General features: G+C 64.6%; 13 protein-coding genes. 6 read left to right on the plus strand and 7 right to left on the minus strand.

All coding sequences use genetic code 11. The features are described 5' to 3' along the window. Window positions 1–249: 249 nt before the first annotated feature. Together EG850_RS02290 and EG850_RS02295 are read right to left on the minus strand one after the other, a co-directional pair. The gene (locus EG850_RS02290) at window positions 250–2,361 is read right to left on the minus strand and encodes a primary-amine oxidase (protein WP_124969432.1); all 2,112 of its coding nucleotides are present in this window, start codon (window positions 2,359–2,361) and stop codon (window positions 250–252) included. Window positions 2,362–2,496: 135 nt separating this feature from the next. Next, window positions 2,497–3,834: a class-III pyridoxal-phosphate-dependent aminotransferase gene (locus EG850_RS02295; protein WP_124969434.1), complete on the minus strand. Its 1,338-nt coding sequence runs from the start codon at window positions 3,832–3,834 to the stop codon at window positions 2,497–2,499. A gap of 92 nt (window positions 3,835–3,926) precedes the next feature. Here EG850_RS02295 and EG850_RS02300 point away from each other — a divergent pair, with 92 nt between their 5' ends. Continuing rightward, window positions 3,927–4,775 carry a MurR/RpiR family transcriptional regulator gene (locus tag EG850_RS02300; protein ID WP_124969436.1) on the plus strand — a complete coding sequence of 283 codons (849 nt, stop codon included), beginning with the start codon at window positions 3,927–3,929 and terminating at the stop codon, window positions 4,773–4,775. A 34-nt stretch (window positions 4,776–4,809) separates the two neighbouring features. Here EG850_RS02300 and EG850_RS02305 read toward each other — a convergent pair whose 3' ends face one another. From EG850_RS02305 to EG850_RS02325, 5 genes are all read right to left on the minus strand, one after another. Beyond that, window positions 4,810–6,024, minus strand: coding sequence for a M20 metallopeptidase family protein (locus tag EG850_RS02305; RefSeq protein ID WP_124969438.1), 1,215 nt, complete (start codon window positions 6,022–6,024; stop codon window positions 4,810–4,812). A gap of 30 nt (window positions 6,025–6,054) precedes the next feature. Further along, on the minus strand, window positions 6,055–7,197 hold the full coding sequence (locus EG850_RS02310; RefSeq protein WP_124969440.1) for an amidohydrolase family protein: 1,143 nt from the start codon (window positions 7,195–7,197) through the stop codon (window positions 6,055–6,057). Further along, window positions 7,187–8,497 carry a type I glutamate--ammonia ligase gene (locus EG850_RS02315; RefSeq protein ID WP_124969442.1) on the minus strand — a complete coding sequence of 437 codons (1,311 nt, stop codon included), beginning with the start codon at window positions 8,495–8,497 and terminating at the stop codon, window positions 7,187–7,189. Before EG850_RS02315 ends, EG850_RS02310 begins: the two co-directional genes overlap by 11 nt. Window positions 8,498–8,540: 43 nt before the next feature. Further along, complete coding sequence (locus tag EG850_RS02320; RefSeq protein WP_124969444.1) at window positions 8,541–10,043, minus strand: APC family permease; 1,503 nt, start codon at window positions 10,041–10,043, stop codon at window positions 8,541–8,543. 119 nt (window positions 10,044–10,162) lie between these two features. Beyond that, a complete protein-coding gene (locus tag EG850_RS02325; RefSeq protein WP_124969446.1) occupies window positions 10,163–11,125 on the minus strand; it encodes an AraC-like ligand-binding domain-containing protein in 963 nt (320 codons plus the stop codon). A gap of 146 nt (window positions 11,126–11,271) precedes the next feature. Between EG850_RS02325 and EG850_RS02330 the strand changes: the two genes are divergently transcribed. From EG850_RS02330 to EG850_RS02350, 5 genes are all read left to right on the plus strand, one after another. Further along, window positions 11,272–12,795, plus strand: coding sequence for a GMC family oxidoreductase (locus EG850_RS02330; protein ID WP_124969448.1), 1,524 nt, complete (start codon window positions 11,272–11,274; stop codon window positions 12,793–12,795). Window positions 12,796–13,155: 360 nt separating this feature from the next. After that, window positions 13,156–14,580: an MFS transporter gene (locus tag EG850_RS02335; protein WP_124969450.1), complete on the plus strand. Its 1,425-nt coding sequence runs from the start codon at window positions 13,156–13,158 to the stop codon at window positions 14,578–14,580. A 286-nt stretch (window positions 14,581–14,866) separates the two neighbouring features. After that, window positions 14,867–15,469, plus strand: coding sequence for a septum formation family protein (locus tag EG850_RS02340; RefSeq protein ID WP_185714912.1), 603 nt, complete (start codon window positions 14,867–14,869; stop codon window positions 15,467–15,469). A 253-nt stretch (window positions 15,470–15,722) separates the two neighbouring features. Next, entirely contained in the window at window positions 15,723–17,201 is a 1,479-nt protein-coding gene (locus tag EG850_RS02345; protein ID WP_124969454.1) for an NAD-dependent succinate-semialdehyde dehydrogenase, read from the plus strand. 168 nt (window positions 17,202–17,369) lie between these two features. Then, window positions 17,370–18,572: an MFS transporter gene (locus EG850_RS02350; RefSeq protein WP_124969456.1), complete on the plus strand. Its 1,203-nt coding sequence runs from the start codon at window positions 17,370–17,372 to the stop codon at window positions 18,570–18,572. The last annotated feature ends 26 nt before the right edge of the window (window positions 18,573–18,598 follow it).

The following is an 18,598-nucleotide window of genomic DNA, read 5'->3' on the forward strand; positions in this document are numbered from 1 at the left end:
GATCTGCGTTTTTTGGGCGGAGGAGGCTGCTGGGTGGATCATCGACCCGAAAAGCGCAGATCGCGCAACGCGCCCACCCCGCAAACGCCCTCTCCGCCCCGGTCACTTCTGCGCGGAAGTGCCATTTCACGGTCGATGATGCCGCTGGGCGCATCGTGATGCCCGAATCGGCACTTCCGCGCAGGTGCCCCCTCCCCGGAAACGCCAACGGGGGCGGATGCCGCAGCATCCGCCCCCGCCAATCAGCGTCTACGCCTTGGGTTTCTCCCCAAAGAACGGCACCTCGTCGTCGCGGCCGTGGTCGCAGGTGCACCCTTCACCGCATCCACCCTCGGCCGGCACGGCATCGTCGTTACCCGCGGGGCGCGGCTCACCGCTGCCGCAGCACGACGACTCCTCCGCGTCGCTCGCGCAGCATGAGCCGCCCATCTCTGAAACCTCCGGTACATCGAGCGCGGGGTTGCGGTCGAAGAAGCCGTACGGCTTGAACTCGAAGTGGTAGCGGTCGACCGGCATGATCGGCCAGTCCTCAAGCCGTGGGAAGTGCGTCGGGCCAAACGAGTGCCAGACGACAATGTCGCCACCGTCAACATCTTCACCGTTGACATAGCTCGGCAGACCCGCCCCGCCAGCGTGCTGGTTCGGGTAGTCGCCAGCCGGCCAGTATTCGCCCGCGTTGAACTTCGTCACCCAGGTCGTCTTCGTCGCAAATGCGGCGCGCTTCGACACAAACGCCTCGGGGTCAGCGAGCAGCGACGGCGTGTTCTGTGGCACGAGCTGGTAGCTCGTGGGCGTGCCGACGTAGTTCTTGCGGCCCTTCGACACGACGTGCCAGGTGCGACCCACTTCAGCCTTCGCATCCCGGCCGCCCTCTTCGGTGAGACGCGTGCGGCTGAGCGTGAACGCGTTGCCGTAGGGGTTCTGCTCGCCCATCGGGATGCGAACCGCATCCACTTCGTCAACCGCGTTGTTCGCACCGTCGATCTCAACGTCGAGACGCGCGCAGAAAATGTGCTGGTGGTAGGGCGCATAGAGTCCGGGAGCGATCTCGTTGCGGTGCGCCTCAATCTGGCCGGGCACGCCCGAGCCGTTGTAGACGATGCCGGTGGCCTTCGCCTCGACCTCAATGGTGCCGTCGAGGTAGAAGTACCAGTAGAAGCCGTAGTCGTAGTTGCCGATGGTCGCGAAGTACGACACCACGAGTCGGCGCTGACGGCGCACATCGGGCTTGAAGCCGAGTTCGGTGTGCTTCCAGAGCACGCCGTAGTCCTCTTCATGCATGCAGACGGCCTGCGGAATCGTCAGCGGCGTGCCGTCGTCGTTCGCAACCGTCGCGTCGAAGTAGTGAATGACGCCGAGGCAATCGCAACCGAGCGCAAGGCTGTTTGCGTTCTTGCCGAGGTGGTATTCGCCCGCGTCGAAGTAGCTGATCCAGTAGCGGTTGATGCTCGTGTCGCCATAGGGCACGACCATCTCGGGCACCGAGCCGCGGTAGAGAATCGGGCGGTCTTCGTCGCCGTCGCGGAAGCTCACCTGGTTGAGCACGAGCCCCTCGCGCTGGTTGAACCCGATGCGCATCTTCCAGCGCTGCCAGGTCACCTCGCTGCCATCGACGTGGAAGCTCGGACCCTGCGGCTGGGTGATGTCGAGCGGCATGAGGTCGTCGCGCACCTCACCGATGGTCTCGCGGTCGTAGGCGCCCGAGACGGACGCAGTTTCGATGCCCGGTTCATCCAGAATCGAAACGACCTCGCCGGTCGTGAGATTGAGCGTCGTGAGCAGGCCCTCAACCGGATGCGCCCACTGGCTGTCGTTGGCGTGGTCACGCAGGAAGGTGATCGAGCGGATCATGCGCTGGCCGACCTCTTCTTCGTAGTCGAAGAAGCCGGGCGCGAGCGGGCCGATGTAGGCGAGGTCGATCTGCTCCTGCGTGAACCCGCGGCCTCGCATGGCGGCCTGCCACTTCTCGCTCTTCTTGACGAGCTCTTCAGCCTTCATGAACTCGGTCCAGGTGTACGGCGGCTGGCCGTAGGGGTGCACATCAGATGCGACCTTGCGCTCATCGACGATGGCGCCGGTGCCGAGCGACACGGTGTATTCGGTGCTTACGCCAGTGTCGGGCTCGAGCACGACGAACAGGATGCGGCGGTCAAAGTCGCCACCGGTGAAGGCGCGGACGTCGTCCTTCGGTGGTTCGACCGGCAGGACGGTCGGGAAAAGGCTCGTCTCGGTGAGCTTGCCGGCGGCCTCGAGGATGCTGCGACCCGCCGAAATCTCGTCGGGGGTGAGCATGTCGAGGGGATGCTGGGCTTGGGTAATGCGGGAAACCCGCTTGCCATGAGTGTGCGTGCGATCAGGCATGTCAACCTCCTTGTTGTCGCGCTCGTGCGCGTCCTGCCGCCAGTATCCTTCGGCGTGCGGAGGCCTATCGAGGGGCACTGCGCATCCAAGCCAGCCGAGGCAACGACTTGGCACTCCGAGACAACTCGCGCCGAGCTACCAGCCGGAGAACGCCTCGAGCGCTTCGGGCGGCACGAGCCCCGCTACTGCATCATCAATTGCCTGCAGGATGCGCTCGGTACCGAGGTGCAGATCGGCCGCCGAAATCGTAAGCGGTGGCGTGCACTCGAGCACGTTGCCGCGCACGACGTAGAGCACGCATCCAAGTTCCCAAGCGCGGTAAATTGCCATGGCAGCTAGGGTATCGTCGGGGTTGCCATCGCGGTCGACGAGTTCGAGTCCGTGCAAGAGTCCTCGGCCGCGGCATTGCGCCAAATGGGATGCGCCGATGCGATCGCTCGCGCGATAGCCGGCCACGAGTTCTCGGAACTCTGCGCCACGGGCAGCTACATTGGCGAGCGTCGTCTCGTTGGTGAGCACCTGGATCGCGGCGCTTGCCGCCGCGCACGACACAGGGTTGCCGGCCGCAGTGAGGAGGGCTGAGGCCACAGGCTCGCCGAGAAGCGACACATCGGCGACCACTGCCGAGACCGGCAAGCCGCCACCGAGTGCCTTTCCGAGCGTGACCACGTCGGGGAGCACATTGTCTTGTTCATAGGCGAAGCGCACGCCGGTGCGGCCGAGGCCTGCCTTGACCTCGTCGAGCACGAGCAGGGCGCCGTGTTCGTCGCAGGCCTCGCGCAATCCTGAGATGAATCCGTTTGGCGGCACAAGCACCCCGCCGTCGCACTGGACAGCCTCGACAAGGATCCCTGCGACGTCTCCACGCGCGAGTTCAACCGCCACCCGAGTGAGCACATCAGTAAGCTTGGTTTCGGTGGTCGGATAGGGGAGTAGCGTCGCTTCGGGCGCGTCGGTGCCGGGCTCGATGCCGATGCCAGACACCTGCTGCGAGAGCCCGAGTCCGCCGTGATAGCTGCCGGTAAACGAGAGGATGCGGTGGCGTCCTGTCGCGTGCCGCATCGCCCGCACCGCGACATCGTTCGCGTCGGTGCCGGCGAGGCCAAGGTACGCGCGGCGGTCATCGCCGCGCGTAGGCACCAGGTCAAGGAGCTGTTCGGCAAGTTGAGTTGAAGCGGAGGTCGCTGACGACAGCACCGACGCCCCCGCTTGGTCGGCGATCGCATCACTCACGGCAGCAACGACATCGGGATGCGCGTGGCCAGTGCCCGATGCCGTCCAACTCGCCGAAAAGTCGATGAGCTCGCGACCGGAGGCGGCGATCAACCGGGAATCTCGGCCTCCGCAGACCGCCAGCGGGAAGAATCGCAGCTGTTCGACACCGGCAATGACATCACTGTCACGGTCGTAGGCGGCGAGCTCGACGGCGCGCTCGGATTCGGCGAGGGGGAGGTGCGTGGGTGAAGTAGTCATGAACGAACTCCTTAGTTGACCAGGTGGAAAGCTGCGGTGCGGACATAGCGGCCCGAAGACCGCGACCATGCGCAGATGGCAGGATGGGAGACATGGCAGATCCCGCGACTCGACCCGGCATTGGTGAACTTCTCACCTCGGGTGACGCGCGGCTTACACCGTCTGAGCGGCGCGTGGCTCGAGCATTGCTGGCGGACTATCCGGCTGCGGGTCTCGATACGGTCGCGACTCTCGCAGAGTTGGCTGGAGTGAGCGGGCCCACGGTGGTGCGCTTCGTGAAATCGCTCGGCTTCGATTCGTTCCGCGAGTTCCAAGACATGTTGCGTGGCGAGCTTGGCGCCCGTGAGGCTTCGGCGCTGTCGCAGGCCAGTCGCGCCCGCGGCGACGAGCGGGCAGTGCTCACCGAGGGTGTTGCCGCCACTCTTTCGGCGCTTTCGCCTACCGAGCTCGTGCAGGCCGTGAAACTGCTCGCAAGCCCGAGGCGCCGAATCGTCACCATGGGCGGCGACTACTCGCAGATCGCAGCCGATCACCTCCTGCTGCAATTGGCTCCTGTGCGTCCGAACGTCAGCGCACTGCCAAATGCCGGAGTGCTTGCTGCCGCCGCGATCGCCGACATTCGTGCCGGCGACGTCTGGTGCGTCTTCGACGTGCGTCGTTACCAGTTGAGGATGCAACGCATCGCCGAGGCGGCAAAGGCCGCGGGTGCCGAAATCATCCTGTTCACGGACCGCTGGCTTTCGCCGATTGCCGGGAGTGCCGATGTGGTCCTGACCGCACACGTTGAAGCGGCTGGGCCAACTGATACGGCCGTGCCGCTTCTCGCCGTCGTTGAAGTCGTCTGTGATGGCGTGGAGCGCGCGCTCGGCGATGCCTCGGTCGAGCGGTTGAGCACGGTCGATCCGCTGCGGCGCCGTATTGATGGCCCCGAGCGCTACTAGGCGACGCTGATGAGCTCGCGACAATGATGCACACTCACTGCTCTCGAGCGCGGATGCTTTCGACTGCTGCCAGGTAGCCCGCGAGCATGGTGTTGGCCACTCGCAGCACGGCATCTTCGTCGGGGAGGAAAGTCGAGTCGTGCAGTGACGGACCGGCCATGAGGTCGTCCGCATCACCGACACCGACAAAGCACATCACCGAGGGAAACTCCTCGCTAAAGAACGAGAAATCGTCGGCGCCGAGCGAACGCATCGGCTCGGCCGGAACTAACCCGAATCCGGGCAACAATCGATCAATTGCCTGACTCAGTGCCGCATCGTTGGCGAGCACCGGCTCACCCTCGGTGTGCCTCGTCGTCGCGGTCACCCCGTACGACGCGGCCTGGCCCTCGGCGAAGCGAGCAACTGCATCCGCGATGCGCTGTGCGTCGCCGATGCCGGTCGTCCGCACCGTAGCGAGCAAGCGGCCCTCGGCAGGCAGGACGTTGGCCGCTCCGCTATCGGCAATGAGCCGACCGACACTGAGGAGCGCCGGCGCCAGCGGATCCACCGTGCGACGCACGACCTCGGGAAGCCCGAGCGCGATGCTCGACAGCGCCGCGACCACATCGCTCGCGTGGTGGGGGTAGGCACCGTGGCCACCTTTGCCCGTCACGATGACCTCGAGTTCGCCGGCGGCGGCGTTGACGGCACCGGCGCCGGTAGCCACGCTGCCGCGGGGAACACGAGGATGCACGTGGGCACCGATCGCGTGCACGACACCTTCATCGGCAAGCACGCCACTGCGCTGAATATCGAGGGCGCCCGAGGGGTATGCCTCTTCGCGAGGCTGAAGGACCGGGATCAGCGCATAGGGCAGCTCGAGAGTCGACGCCGCACGTACGAGTGCGGCGAGCGCTGCCAGGTGCACATCGTGACCGCAGGCATGCATATTGCCGGTGGTCGACGCGAATTCGACGCCGGTCGCTTCGACGACCGGGAGCGCATCCAATTCGCCACGAATGGCGATGGCTGGGCCCGATGCGGGACCGAGTCGACCAATGCCACCGGTGTCGGCTACATGGCGCACCGTGAGACCCGTGGCTTGCGCAAAGCGATCGCGGGTATCGGCTTCATCGCCCGAGACCCGAGGAGTAGCGTGCAGTTCGCGGCGAAACGCACGCGCAAACTCGCCTTCGGCCACGAGAGCCTCGTGCCACTGCCGCGCGAGTGTACTGAGGTCGTGATGGGTGAGCGTGGAGTCACTCATGAGCAATCCTTCCCGGGGAGAACCCCGTGGCTAGTCGAGCCGGTAAGCGCGGCGTGCATTGCGGTGGCCGATGAGGTCGGCAACTCGCGAGGCCTCGGCCACCGGCCAGTCGTCGAGCTCGATGAACCTGTCGAGCGCGGCACTGAGGCCTCGACGAAACAGCAGAGTGCCGAGGGTATAGAGCTCGGCTGCCCCAAACGCGTCAGTAGAGAACAGGATCTTGCCGAACGGTGCGAGTTCGAGCGACTCCGCAATGACTGCTTCAGAGCGTGAGCCCGTGTAGTTGATCGCGAGTCCGACATCGAAGTAGACGTGCGGGAACACATCGGCGAGATAGCCCGCTTCGCGATGGAAGGGATAGCAATGCAGCAGCATGAACCGGGCACCGGAATCAACACTTGCTCGCAGAAGACGCGTGAGAAGCAGCGGGTTGCAACGGTGCAGATCGACATCGTCATCGCCGTACCCAATATGCAACTGAATGGCCGCGCAGCGGTCGATCGCGTGCCACAGCAGCATCCGAATGATCGCGGGGTTCGCGAGGCGTGGCCACGAACCGTCGAACCCGGCGAACCAAGTCTCGACAGCATCCTGCAGCTCAACCGGCGAAGGTCGCGTCGGGTCGAAGTCGAGACCGCAACGGTAGGCGGCGATCGACTTTACGCCGATCGCGGACTCGAGTCGGGTGTCGATTTCAGCGCGAATGGCTTCGGCGAAACCGCTGGCCGGTTCGCCAGCGGCGTGCATCCTCGTGGCAACCTCTTCGGCAAGCCGCTCGAGGCGTACGATCTCGTGCACTGCGGCAGCGGCGACCTCCGCTGTTTCGGCAACCTCGGTGATCGTGCCGGGTGCGTGCCCCGATTCGATGCCGTAGGTACCGATACCGGTCGCACGCATGAGACGTCGGTTGACTTCGTCAAATCCGAGTTCCCGGCGACGGGCAAGATAGGCATCTGGTTCGGCGAATGGCTCGAGATCGAGCAGCGGCGCGCAGTGGCGGCGGATGCCGAAGCCCACTTGGGAGTCGAAGCGTGTCGTGCCAGCCGTGGCCGGTCGCGATGACTCGCTGATGAGCTCCTCGAACTCGGCACGATCAAGATCGCGGGCGACGACACCGTGGCAGTGGTGGTCGAATAGCTCGAGCTGCGAGAGATCGACCCGATTAGTAGACACGCGAGTACACCTCACACTGTTCGGCCAGGGTGCGGCCCTGCACGTACACGAACTCATCACGCTTGACGGCCTCGAAGGTCTTCAAGAATGCCTCGGGGAACCAGCTGCTCACGACTTCGTCGGCGAGGAGCGCATCAAGTGCCTTGTCGAGTCCAGTCGGCAACATCGGCAGGTTGCCGTGCGCGCCCTCAAGGTCGAGTTCACCGATGATCACCTCGGCGGGGTCGAGGTCTTCCCGCAAGCCCTGCATCCCGGCACGATAGAGGAGGCCGAGGAGCAACCACGGGTTGGCGCCGATGTCGCTCGCACGGAATTCAAAGTGCAGCTGCGGTGCGGGGTCGCGGCCGTCGATCTCGTTGGTCGGGCAGATGCGCAGGAGCGCCTCGCGGTTCTGCAGGCCGAGGAAGGCACGGGCCGTCGACCAATTGTGCGGGGCGAGACGCTGGTAGCTCGTCACGAGCGGGGCAAAGAGCGCGGTGAACGAGGGAGCGTACTTCACGATGCCGGCGGCAAACTTGCCCGCGAGTTCACTTAGGCGGCCCGGACGGTCGGCGTCGTAGATCTTCGAGGTGCCGTCGAACGCATCGAGACCGAAGTGCACGTGCACGCCATTCCCGGCAGCGCCTGGCGCGACCACCGGCGCGAACGAGGCCTCGCGGCCGTGCGCGGCGAACATGTCGTAGACGATTTCACGCACGAGTACGGCGCGGTCACCAGCGGTGAGTGGATCAGAGGGCTTGACGGTGACCTCGAATTGGTGGCGACCGTATTCGGGGAGCCAGGTTTCGGGTTCAAGGCCGGCGCGGCTCAGCGTAGTCATGAGCTCGGTGCCGATCGGCTCAAGGCGGCGGAACTCTGAGAGGGCAAAGGGGTGCGCTTCACCGGTTTCCGAGACGTCAATGAACTCGTGTTCGAAGGTGGCGCGGCTGCGCAGCCCGAATTCGCTCTCGAGCTCGTTGATGGCGTTCCGCAGAAAAGTGCGCGGGCACGCATCCCAGGGCGTGCCGTCGGTCTCGACGAGGTCGGCGAACGCAATGGTAAACGCAGGCTTGCCGGGGATGCCGTCGATGCGCGCGAGCGAGGAGTGGTCGGGCTTGAGCCGGAGGTCACCGCTCGAGCCGTAGGGGATGTCGTCGACGATGTGGCCGAGGGGGCCGATGCCGAGGTTTGCGGGCACCCAGCCGAGCGAGGTGTCCTCCTTGAAATCAGCCAGGCGCATCGAGCGGCCCTTGGTACGCGCGGCGATATCTGAGGTGGCGACGAAGATGAGTTCGTCGAGGTTGGGGGTCTGTTCGGTCATGTCTGAATCCTTTGCGGTGCGGCTGAGCGTTGGCGATGCCGAGCTAGTTGCGGCTCGAAGCGATCGAGGCGTCGGTTTCGCCCGAATCGGCGATTGGCGCATCTTCGGTGAGCGGGTCGTGCAGGGTGAGCCGCTCGCCAATGCGCTTCGCGAGGCCAGGACGAGCCAGCACGATGATCAGGCCGATGAGGCACCACAGGCCAGCACCCCAGGGGAAGTACGAGTACGGCGGCTCTTGGCCGGTGACCTGGATGACGTAGACAAATACGAGGTAGCCGAGGCCGAGCACCGGCAGGATCGCCTCCCACTTCGGGATGCGCGAACCCTGCTTGAACGTGTAGGCGATCACACCAACTGAGGTCATGCCGTAGGCGACCACCATGCAGAGGGTGCCGAGCGTGGCGTACCAGTAGTACGCATCCACGCTGGTTGCCCCGAACGCACCGAGCACCACGGTCATGAGCACCGTGAGTACGTCCGAGAAGATCACCGTGGTCGTCGGCACGGCGGTCTTTGGGTTTTGCTTCGCGAACCCGGCCGGGCCGAAGCCGTCGCGGGCGAGTGCGAAGAGCAGGCGCGAGGCCGCAGCGGTCGAGCTCAGGAAAGAAGCGAAGGCGACGAAGAAGGCGATCACCGAAATGACGACGGCGAACCACGGGCCGATATAGGTCGACGATAGTGCGGTGAGCGTCGAGGCCGCCGAGGCGAAGGCATTGACACCAGCCTCATCCGTGCCGAACCCGAGGGTCTGCGCGAACATGACGAACACGTAGACGAGACCACCGACGAGCACCGCCAAGAAGAGCGCTCGCGGTACGACCCGCTTCGGGTTCTCGGCCTCTTCGCCAAGCGCCGTGCCCGATTCGAAGCCAGCCCACGAGAGGAAGGCAAACACCGAAGCCGTCATGATGGCGGTGATCGGCACGTCGCCCGGGGTAAGCACCGACAGGTCAATGCCGGTCGACACGGGGGCGTCGCCACTCGCCACGCGAACGATGATGACCACGGCGAGGATGAGCATCGCGGCAATACCGACGAATCCGATGCCGAGTAGCGTGCGCGCGGTGACCTTTGATTCGCGCAGGTTGAGGGCGAGGGCGGCGGCGCCAACGAGGAGCGGGATGAGTAGCCACATTTGGCCGGGGAGTTCGACTCCGAGTTCCTGCATCATCGCCTCGAAGAACACCGAGCAGGCACCGGCGATACAGGCGGCGAAGAAGACGTAGGTGCCGAGCAGTGCGAAGCCACCAAAGAAGCCGGCGCGGGGGCCGAGCGTTGAACCGGCGAGGGCGTAGACGGAACCTGCGTGGGTGATATAGCTGGTGAGACGGATGAAGCCGTAGGCCACGAGCATCGTGCCGATGAACGAGACGAGGAAGGTAAAGGGGACTTGTGCCCCGACGAGTCCGGCTACGCCGATGCCGTTGAGGGACATGGCCATGACGGGGCCCATGAAGCCGACCGAGATTGCGGTGACTTCCCACGTGCGCAACGAGCGCTTGGGGGTCGGGGCATTGGTTGCGGGCGTCGGCGTCGTTGCTGACATTCGTGTTCTCCGATGAACGAGGGTCTCCACAGTGAGTGAATCAAATGTTACAGATTGCTGTAATGAAAGCAAGACTGTAATGATTCATTCAGTGTGGTGCTCGTTCAACTCCCGCCGACTTACCCCACCGCGCGGCGCCGCACATCGCTCGGCGACTCGCCATACGCGGTCTTGAACGCGCGGCTGAAGTGGGCTGCATCCTTGAACCCCCAGCGCGAACCAATCGCGGCGATGGGCGTCTCGAAGGTGGCGGGGTCGGTGAGGTCGAGGTAGCAGCGCTCGAGTCGACGCGTGCGCACATACGAGGCGACGGTCTGACCCTGGTCCTGAAACAGATTGTGCAGATGGCGCACCGAAATGAATGCCGCCGAAGCGATCGTGCTGGGGGAGAGGTCGGGATCTTCGAGCCGCGAGTCAATATCGTCACGGATGCGCTGCAGCAACGCCCGGTGCGGATCCGCCGCATACTTCACGAGGTCAAACTCGGTCGCAAACAACGTGTCGAGTAGGTCGATCGCGTTCTGCGCGAGCTTCGCCCCGGCTGGCCCCTGCAGCTCAGACAGATTCGTGCCGAGGGTCGCGAGAAACGGCGAAACTACGCGCCCGAGGCCTTCGCTGCCAGCCAAGCGCACTGCGGTGACCTCATCCGAAATACCCGGCGGAATGCGCAGTCGATCGTGCGGTAATTGCACAACCATTACGCGAAAACGGCGATCAAACGACAGCGTGTAGGGCTTGGCCGTGTCGTAAATCGAGAGATCGCCGGGCTCGAGCTCAATGCGTCGACCACCCTGCTCGAGCCACGAGTGCCCCTCGAGTTGCAGGCTGATCTTGTAGAACTGGCGCGGTGCAAGGCGAATGAGATCGTGTGTGCGCTGCACCGTGTGCGCGTCGGCACGAATGTCCGTGAACGAAACCCCATGCACGGATGCTTGGGTGAGCATCGCGCGAAAGGTATCGGCGACGTCGCTCGCCACTTTGAGCGGCACGAACGAGCGCGACACCGCGGTCTGAAAGGCGGCGAAATCAAGCACATCTTCGGACCGCTCGAGTGGCAGCGGCGTTGCATCGTTGCTAGTCATTGACTCTCCTCGACTCATCCTATCGCCGGGCCTCTCAGCATCGTCGGCACGCAAATGCCAGTGCCGCGCGTTCCTAGGCAAATGGATGCACCGGGCACACAAGACAATTGGCGGACACTCAACGTGGAGTTACGAAGGAGAACGCAATGTCGCGCCACATCATCGTTGTCGGAGCCGGATCGGCTGGATCAGTTGTTACTCGCCGCCTGCTCGATGCGGGTCACGAAGTCACGCTGCTTGAAGCAGGCCGCAAAGACGAGAACCCGGCCATTCACGACATGGGCCGGATGGGCGAACTCTGGCACAGCGAAGACGACTGGGACTACTACACGACGCCCCAGGAAGGCGCAGCGAACCGCGAGCTGCACTGGCCGCGCGGCAAGGTGCAGGGCGGCTCGCACTCGCTCAACGCGGTGATCTGGGTGCGCGGCCCGCGCGAAGACTACGACCGCTGGGTAGAAGAAGGCGCGACCGGCTGGGGCTGGGACCAAGTGCTGCCGGTGTTCAAGCGCATCGAGAACACGACGGTCGGCAGCGATGAACTGCGCGGCCGTGACGGACTCCTCGACGTGAGTGAGACTGCCTACGAACGTCACCCGCTCTTTGAGTCGCTGTATGAAGCGGCGCAGCAAGCGGGCATCCCGGCGAACGAGGACTACAACGGTGCCGAGATCGACGGCGTCGGGTGGGAGCAGCTCAACATTCGCGACGGCAAGCGTCTGTCGACCTTCCGCGCCTATGTGTTCCCAGAGCTCGACAACCCGCGTTTGCACTCGGTCACGGGTGCCCACGTGACGCGCCTGCTCATCGAAGATGGCCGCGTTGTCGGGGTCGAGGCCGTTGTCGACGGCGAGACCCGCGAGATTCGCGCGGATGAGGTCGTGCTCTCGGCGGGCGCGCTCGACACCCCGCGCATCCTGTTGCTCTCGGGCATCGGTCCGCGCGAAGATCTTGAGGCGCTCGGGATCGACGTGGTCGCCGACCTGCCGGGCGTCGGTGCAAACCTGCACGACCACCTGCTCGCCCCGGTGATCGCGAAGACGACCACCCGCGAGATTGGCGCCCCGGGCCCCGGCCAGCCGATCAGCCAGATGCACCATTTCTCGACCTTCCGTGAGGGTTCGAATGTGCCCGACACCCAGCCGATCTACTTCATGGTGCCGATGGCTGACGAAACGATGACGGTGCCAGAGAGCGCATTCACCATCCACGCTGGCCTCGTGCGGCCGACCTCGCGCGGCACGCTGAAGCTCGCGAGCGCGGATGCGGCCGAGCGCGTGCTCATGGACCCGCGCCTACTCACGACCGAAGAGGATGTCGCGAGCATGGTCGCGTCGGTCAAGCAGTGCCGCGACATCGTGCGCCAGCAGGCGCTCGTCGAAGGCTGGGGTGCTGAAGAGGTGTACCCGGGCGCCGAGGTGCAGACCGATGAAGAGATCGCGCAGTACGTGCGCGAGCACTGCGTCACCTACCACCACCAGGTGGGCACCGCGCGCATGGGCACTGACGCGGATGCGGTCGTCGACCCGGCCACGCTCAAGGTGCACGGCGTTGAGGGCGTGCGTGTTGTCGATGCCTCGGTGATGCCGTCGGTGACGTCGGGCAACACGAACGCGCCGTCGGTGCTCATCGGCGAGCGCGGGGCCGACTTCATCCTCGCGGACGCGTAGCTCGCATCCCGTTACTCGGGGGAGGGCCGCGGTGCACGCCCCATCGCACCGGAACAAACTCCGCTAATCCGCCCGTTTCCGCCTAATCCGCCCGCTGCAGCGCGCGGATTAGGCGGGAACGGGCGGATTAGTGCGTCAGGGGGTGTCGCTGCGTCGAGGGCGCGCGCGCCGACAACGAGGATGCTTGGCCCGCGTGACACGAAATCGCAAGGAATACTGACCAGCCAGTCGGGAAAGATGCACCTCTGTGCATCCCGCGCAAAAGTTGTAGAAATCTGCGCAGGGAACAATATACGATTTGAGCACTGGGTGCCTGACCGCGTGGATGCGGTCACCAGTGACAAGGGAGTCCATGACCACATGTCCAATGTCGGAGTCGCGCAAGACGCGCGTGAACGTCGCAAAGTCGCCGCTGCCACCATCATCGGCACGACCATTGAGTGGTACGACTTCTTCATCTATGCCAACGCTGCGGCGCTGATCTTCAACCAGCTCTTCCTCAAGCCCGTTGAGGGCCCGCTCGGTCAGATCCTCACCTTCGCGACGGTCGGTATCTCGTTCCTCTTCCGTCCCCTCGGTGCTGCCCTCGTCGGCCACTACGGTGACAAGCTCGGCCGCAAGGCGATGCTCGTGATCACGCTGCTGCTCATGGGTGCTGCGACCACGCTCATCGGTGTGCTGCCGACCTACGACGCGATCGGTGTCTGGGCGCCGATCCTGCTTATCTTCCTCCGCATCCTGCAGGGCATCTCGGCCGGTGGCGAGTGGGGTGGTGCGGTGCTCATGGCTGTTGAGTACGCCCCCGTCAACCAGCGCGGTCGCTACGGCATGTTCCCGCAGCTCGGTGTGCCGATCGGGATGCTCCTCGCCACCGCCGTCATCGCCCTCATGTCGGGCGTCATCTCGCCCGGCGACGCGTTCGTCGAGTGGGGCTGGCGCATCCCGTTCCTCTTCTCGATCGTCCTCATCGTTGTCGGCATGGTCGTGCGTCAGTCGATCGACGAGTCGCCGGTCTTCAAGGAGATCGCCGAGTCAGGCAAGAAACAGAAGATGCCGATCGCGGAACTCTTCCGCAAGCACTGGAAGCTCGTGCTCCTGCTCGCGCTCGTGTTCGCTGGCAACAACGCCTCTGGCTACATGATCACCGGTGGCTTCATCCTCAACTACACGACGAACCCCGAAGGCTCGTTGGCGATGGACCGCACTGGCGTGCTCAACGCGGTCACCATCGCGGCCACCGTGTGGCTGCTTGCCACGCTCCTATCGGGCTACATGGCCGACTGGATCGGCCGCAAGAACACCTACGTCATCGGCTGGCTCTGGATGATCCTCTGGGTCTTCCCGCTGTTCTGGTTCGTCAACACGGGCGATCTCCTTTGGGTCACCGTCGGCATGTGCATCTTCGCGATCGGCCTCGGCCTCACCTATGGCCCGCAGGCTGCCTGGTATGCCGAGACCTTCCCGGCCTCGGTGCGCACTTCGGGTGTGTCGATTTCGTACGCGATCGGTGCCATCCTCGGTGGCGCCTTCGCCCCGATGATCGCGACCGCGCTCGTGGCCGAGTTCAACACGACGCTCGCCGTGTCGATGTACCTGCTCGTGCTCATCCTGATCGCCATGATGGCGACCCTGGTGCTGCGCGACCGGCGCGGCATTCCACTCGACATCGGCTTCGAAGAGTCGGGCCGCTACGAGCTGTTCGACCCGGACAGCCGCCCCGTCGAGACCTCGGCAATCATGCTCGAGTATCACGGCGTGGAGCGGGCTCCTGGCACGCGACGCTAGCCAGACACAACGTCGCCCCGGGGGGAACACGGCATCCCCCGGGGCAACGGCTTAGCACGGTCGCGACCTAGCTCGACCGAAAGAGGCGGAAGTGGCAACACTTCCGCCTCTCAGTTTCGCGCAAAATTCGCCGTTGGGCTAGTGCTTGCGACCCGAAAATCTCGACTTGGTTACGGGTCGTATCCGACTTCCGGATGATGTCATTTCGATGCCTGGATGAATGGCGAACTTCTCGCTCAACGCCATAAGGTGTCAGCATCCCTCCCTCGACGAAAAGGAAACGTCAATGTCGACTGACAACGCCAAGAAGCTGCGCGTCCCGGGCCTCATTGTTGCCCTCGCTGCGGCGAGCCTTGCTCTGACCGGTTGCTTCGGCGGCGGCGGCAACGCGGACGACTCGGAGAGCACCAAGGGTCCGCAGCCGGAGTCGAGCTCCTCAAACGAAGGCGGCTCGCTCGGCACGCCTCCCGAGACCGAAGAAGAAGAGTTCAAGAACCCCGAGACGCAGAGCGCGTTCGACATCACCGTCGGCACCTGCATCGCCAACCTGGAAGACCTCGGCACCGGCACCGAGGTCATGGACGTGCCGATCGTGCCCTGCACCCAGCCGCACGCCTACGAAGTGTTCTACGAGTACAACGTGGCCGACGCATCCACCTACCCGGGTGAAACGGTGATCTCTGACGAAGCCGAAAAGCAGTGCACCGGCCCTGAGTTCACCAACTTCATCGGCCACGACTGGAACAACACCGCGCTCGGTGTGACCTGGTTCTACCCGACCATGCAGAGCTGGGGCACCGGTGACCGCGTCGTGAGCTGCATGGTTTACGAAGAGGGAGCTGACACCGGCAACCCGACCACCGGTTCGCTTGCTGGCTCGATGAAGTAATTCGAGCACGAACTTCACCGCTTCCGGCGGGGCGTGTCACACGGCACACGCCCCGCCGGTTTCTTTTCCGCACGCCGGGTCGTAACTGACCGTGCATCCTGTGCTCGTGCACAAATCTTGGCGGCGGATGCAGTGCCTACCAACTTGCCGAACGCGCGAGTTCGGCGTGTAGTTTCGACTAAGACGCGTGCCGTCAGCGGCAGAGTTGCCACATTCACGATCCTGGCCGCCACGATCACCAAGGAGCACAGAGATGACGACGTATCCCACCGAGGCCGACCTTCTCGCAAAGGTCCCCACACAGCTCTACATCAACGGCGAGTGGGTTGACGGCGAAAACGACCCGTTCGTCGTGTTCGACCCGGCCAACGGCGAAGAGCTCGTCAAGATCGCAAATGCCACGCCCGCACAGGCGACCGCCGCGCTCGACGCGGCCGACGAGGCCAAGGAAGCCTGGGCCCGCACCTCGCCGCGCTACCGCTCCGACCTGCTTCGTCGTGCCTTCGACCGCGTGATCGAGATGCGAGATGAGTTTGCGCTGCTCATGACCCTCGAAATGGGTAAGCCGCTTGCGGAATCGCAGGGCGAGGTTACCTACGGTGCCGAGTTCCTCCGCTGGTTCTCGGAGCAGGCGCCCCGCGTGTTCGGCCGCTACGGCCAGATCCCCGAGGGCACCGCGCGCATGATCGTGTCGAAGCACCCGGTTGGCCCCTGCTTCCTCATCACTCCCTGGAACTTCCCGCTCGCGATGGCGACCCGCAAGATCGGTCCGGCGCTCGCAGCCGGCAACACCGTCATCGTGAAGCCCGCCTCGCTCACCCCGCTTACAACCCTCCTGCTCGTCAAGGTATTCGAAGAGGTCGGCGTGCCGAAGGGCGTCATCAACGTCATCACCTCGCGCGACACCGCCGGCATCTCGAACGCGATCATGGGCGACGACCGCCTGCGCAAGGTTTCGTTCACCGGCTCGACTCCGGTCGGCATCGGCCTCATGAAGCAGGCTGCCGAAAAGGTGCTGCGCACCTCGATGGAACTCGGTGGCAATGCCCCGTTCGTCGTCTTCGAAGACGCCGACCTCGACAAGGCTGTGGACGGCGCGATCGCCGCGAAGTTCCGCAACATTGGCCAGGCCTGCACCGCCGCAAACCGCATGATCGTGCAGAAGTCGATCGCCGATGAATTCGCCAAGCGCGTTGGTGAGCGCGTCGCCGCCTTCAAGATGGGCCGCGGCACCGAAGAGGGCGTCACCATTGGCCCCCTCGTCGAGCAGAAGGCCGTGAACAAGGTCGACGAGCTCGTGCAGGACGCCATCGCCAAGGGCGCCGAGGTCATCACCGGCGGCAAGAAGGGTGAGGGTGCAGGTTTCTTCTACGAGGCCACCGTGCTCCACAACGTCGACCTCGAGAGCCTCGTCGTCAAGGAAGAGATCTTCGGCCCGGTGCTGCCGATCGTCACCTTCGAGACCGAAGACGAAGCTGTGGCGCTTGCGAACGGTAGCGAGTACGGCCTCATGTCGTACGTGTTCACCGAGAACTTCTCGCGTGCCCAGCGCATGATGGACCGCATCGAGGCCGGCATGATGGGCCTCAACGTCGGCGTGCTGTCGAACGCTGCCGCACCGTTCGGTGGCGTGAAGATGTCGGGTATGGGCAAGGAAGGCTCGTTCGAGGGCATCGAGGAGTACCTCAACACCAAGTACACCGCGTTCCCCGAGCCGCACAACGACAAGTAAGCGCTCTGCGCGGGCCCGGTTCACCTTCTGGTGGGCCGGGCCCAACGTTTTTCCTGAGCCGCGGTTGCGCGATCTGCGTTTTTCGGCTGGATGACCTCCGTGGCGCCGTCGATCGCCCGAAAAACGCAGATTGCGCAACGGCAATCACCGCGACCTAGGCTGAGCACCATGTCTGACCCCACCCCGAAGGCACCGCTGAGCCTCCTCGTCGCACTCGTCGTCGCGATGGCCATGGGCCCGGTCTTCAACTTCGGGATGAGCGCCCTAGCGCCCGAGATCGTCGACGCCTACGACATCACCGAAGGCCAATTTGGCCTGCTCATCACGGTGCTCTTCCTCGCGGCGGGCCTCTCGGCGACGCTCCTCGGGGTGCTCGCCGACCGACTCTCGGCACGAGCGCAATTGCTCATCATCCACCTCGGCACCGCGCTCGCCTTCATCATCGCGGCCACCGGCGATAACTACGGCTGGCTCATCGTCGCCGTGATCATCTCGGGCATCGCGCAGGCGCAATCGAACCCGGTCACGAATCGCATTGTCGCCACCGAAGTTCCGCGAGCAAGTCGTAGCGGCTGGATGGGCGCCAAACAGTCGGGCGTGCAGGTGGGTCTCCTGTTTGCAGGCGTCACCTTCCCCCTCGTCGGCCTCGCGTTTGGCTGGAGCGGCGCGGCGATCTTCGGTGCTGCGCTCACCATCCCGGCGATCGTGCTCAGCTGGGTGGTGACGAAGCGACTGCGCCAGCCCACTGCATCCACCCGCACTGCCGCCGCGAACGAGGCCGCGAGCCAGCGCCCGAGCGCGGCCATGTGGCTCTTCCCGGTGGCCTCATTCCTCAATGCCGCGGGCACGCAGGGGTTCAACGGCTTCGCGGCACTGTTCGCCGTTCGTGCGGTTGATTTGCCGCTCACGGTGGCCGGTTGTCTGCTCTCCATTATCGGCGTGATCGGCATCATTGGCCGCATCGGCTGGGGCCGCGTCGCCGGCAAGCGTGAGCGCCCCGCGCAACTGCTCGCCATCATGAGCATTGGTGGCATTGTCACGATGCTCATCCTCATCGCCGCCGACCAAACCGGGCAGGCCTGGCTTCTCTGGCTCGCCGTGCCCCTCCACGCGGCACTTCCGCTCGCGGCTAACGTCGTCATCAACTCGGGCATCGTTGCGGCGGTGCCGCCAGCGCGCGTGGGCGTCGCCTCGGGACTCGTGGCAACCGGCATGTACCTCGGGTTCGCGCTCGGACCGCTCATTGTTGGCAGTCTCGTTGACCTCACCGGCGCCTACACGGCCGGGTGGGCGGTGCTGGCCGGTACCTACCTCGGATGCACGATCATCGCGATAGTGCTCTACCGCGTGCTCGAGCAGGGCAAGAGCTAACCGCGGCCCGAGCCAACGCGGCTCGA

It is taken from the genome of Gulosibacter macacae (genome assembly GCF_003865375.1).
GTDB classification, from domain to species: Bacteria; Actinomycetota; Actinomycetes; order Actinomycetales; family Microbacteriaceae; genus Gulosibacter; species Gulosibacter macacae.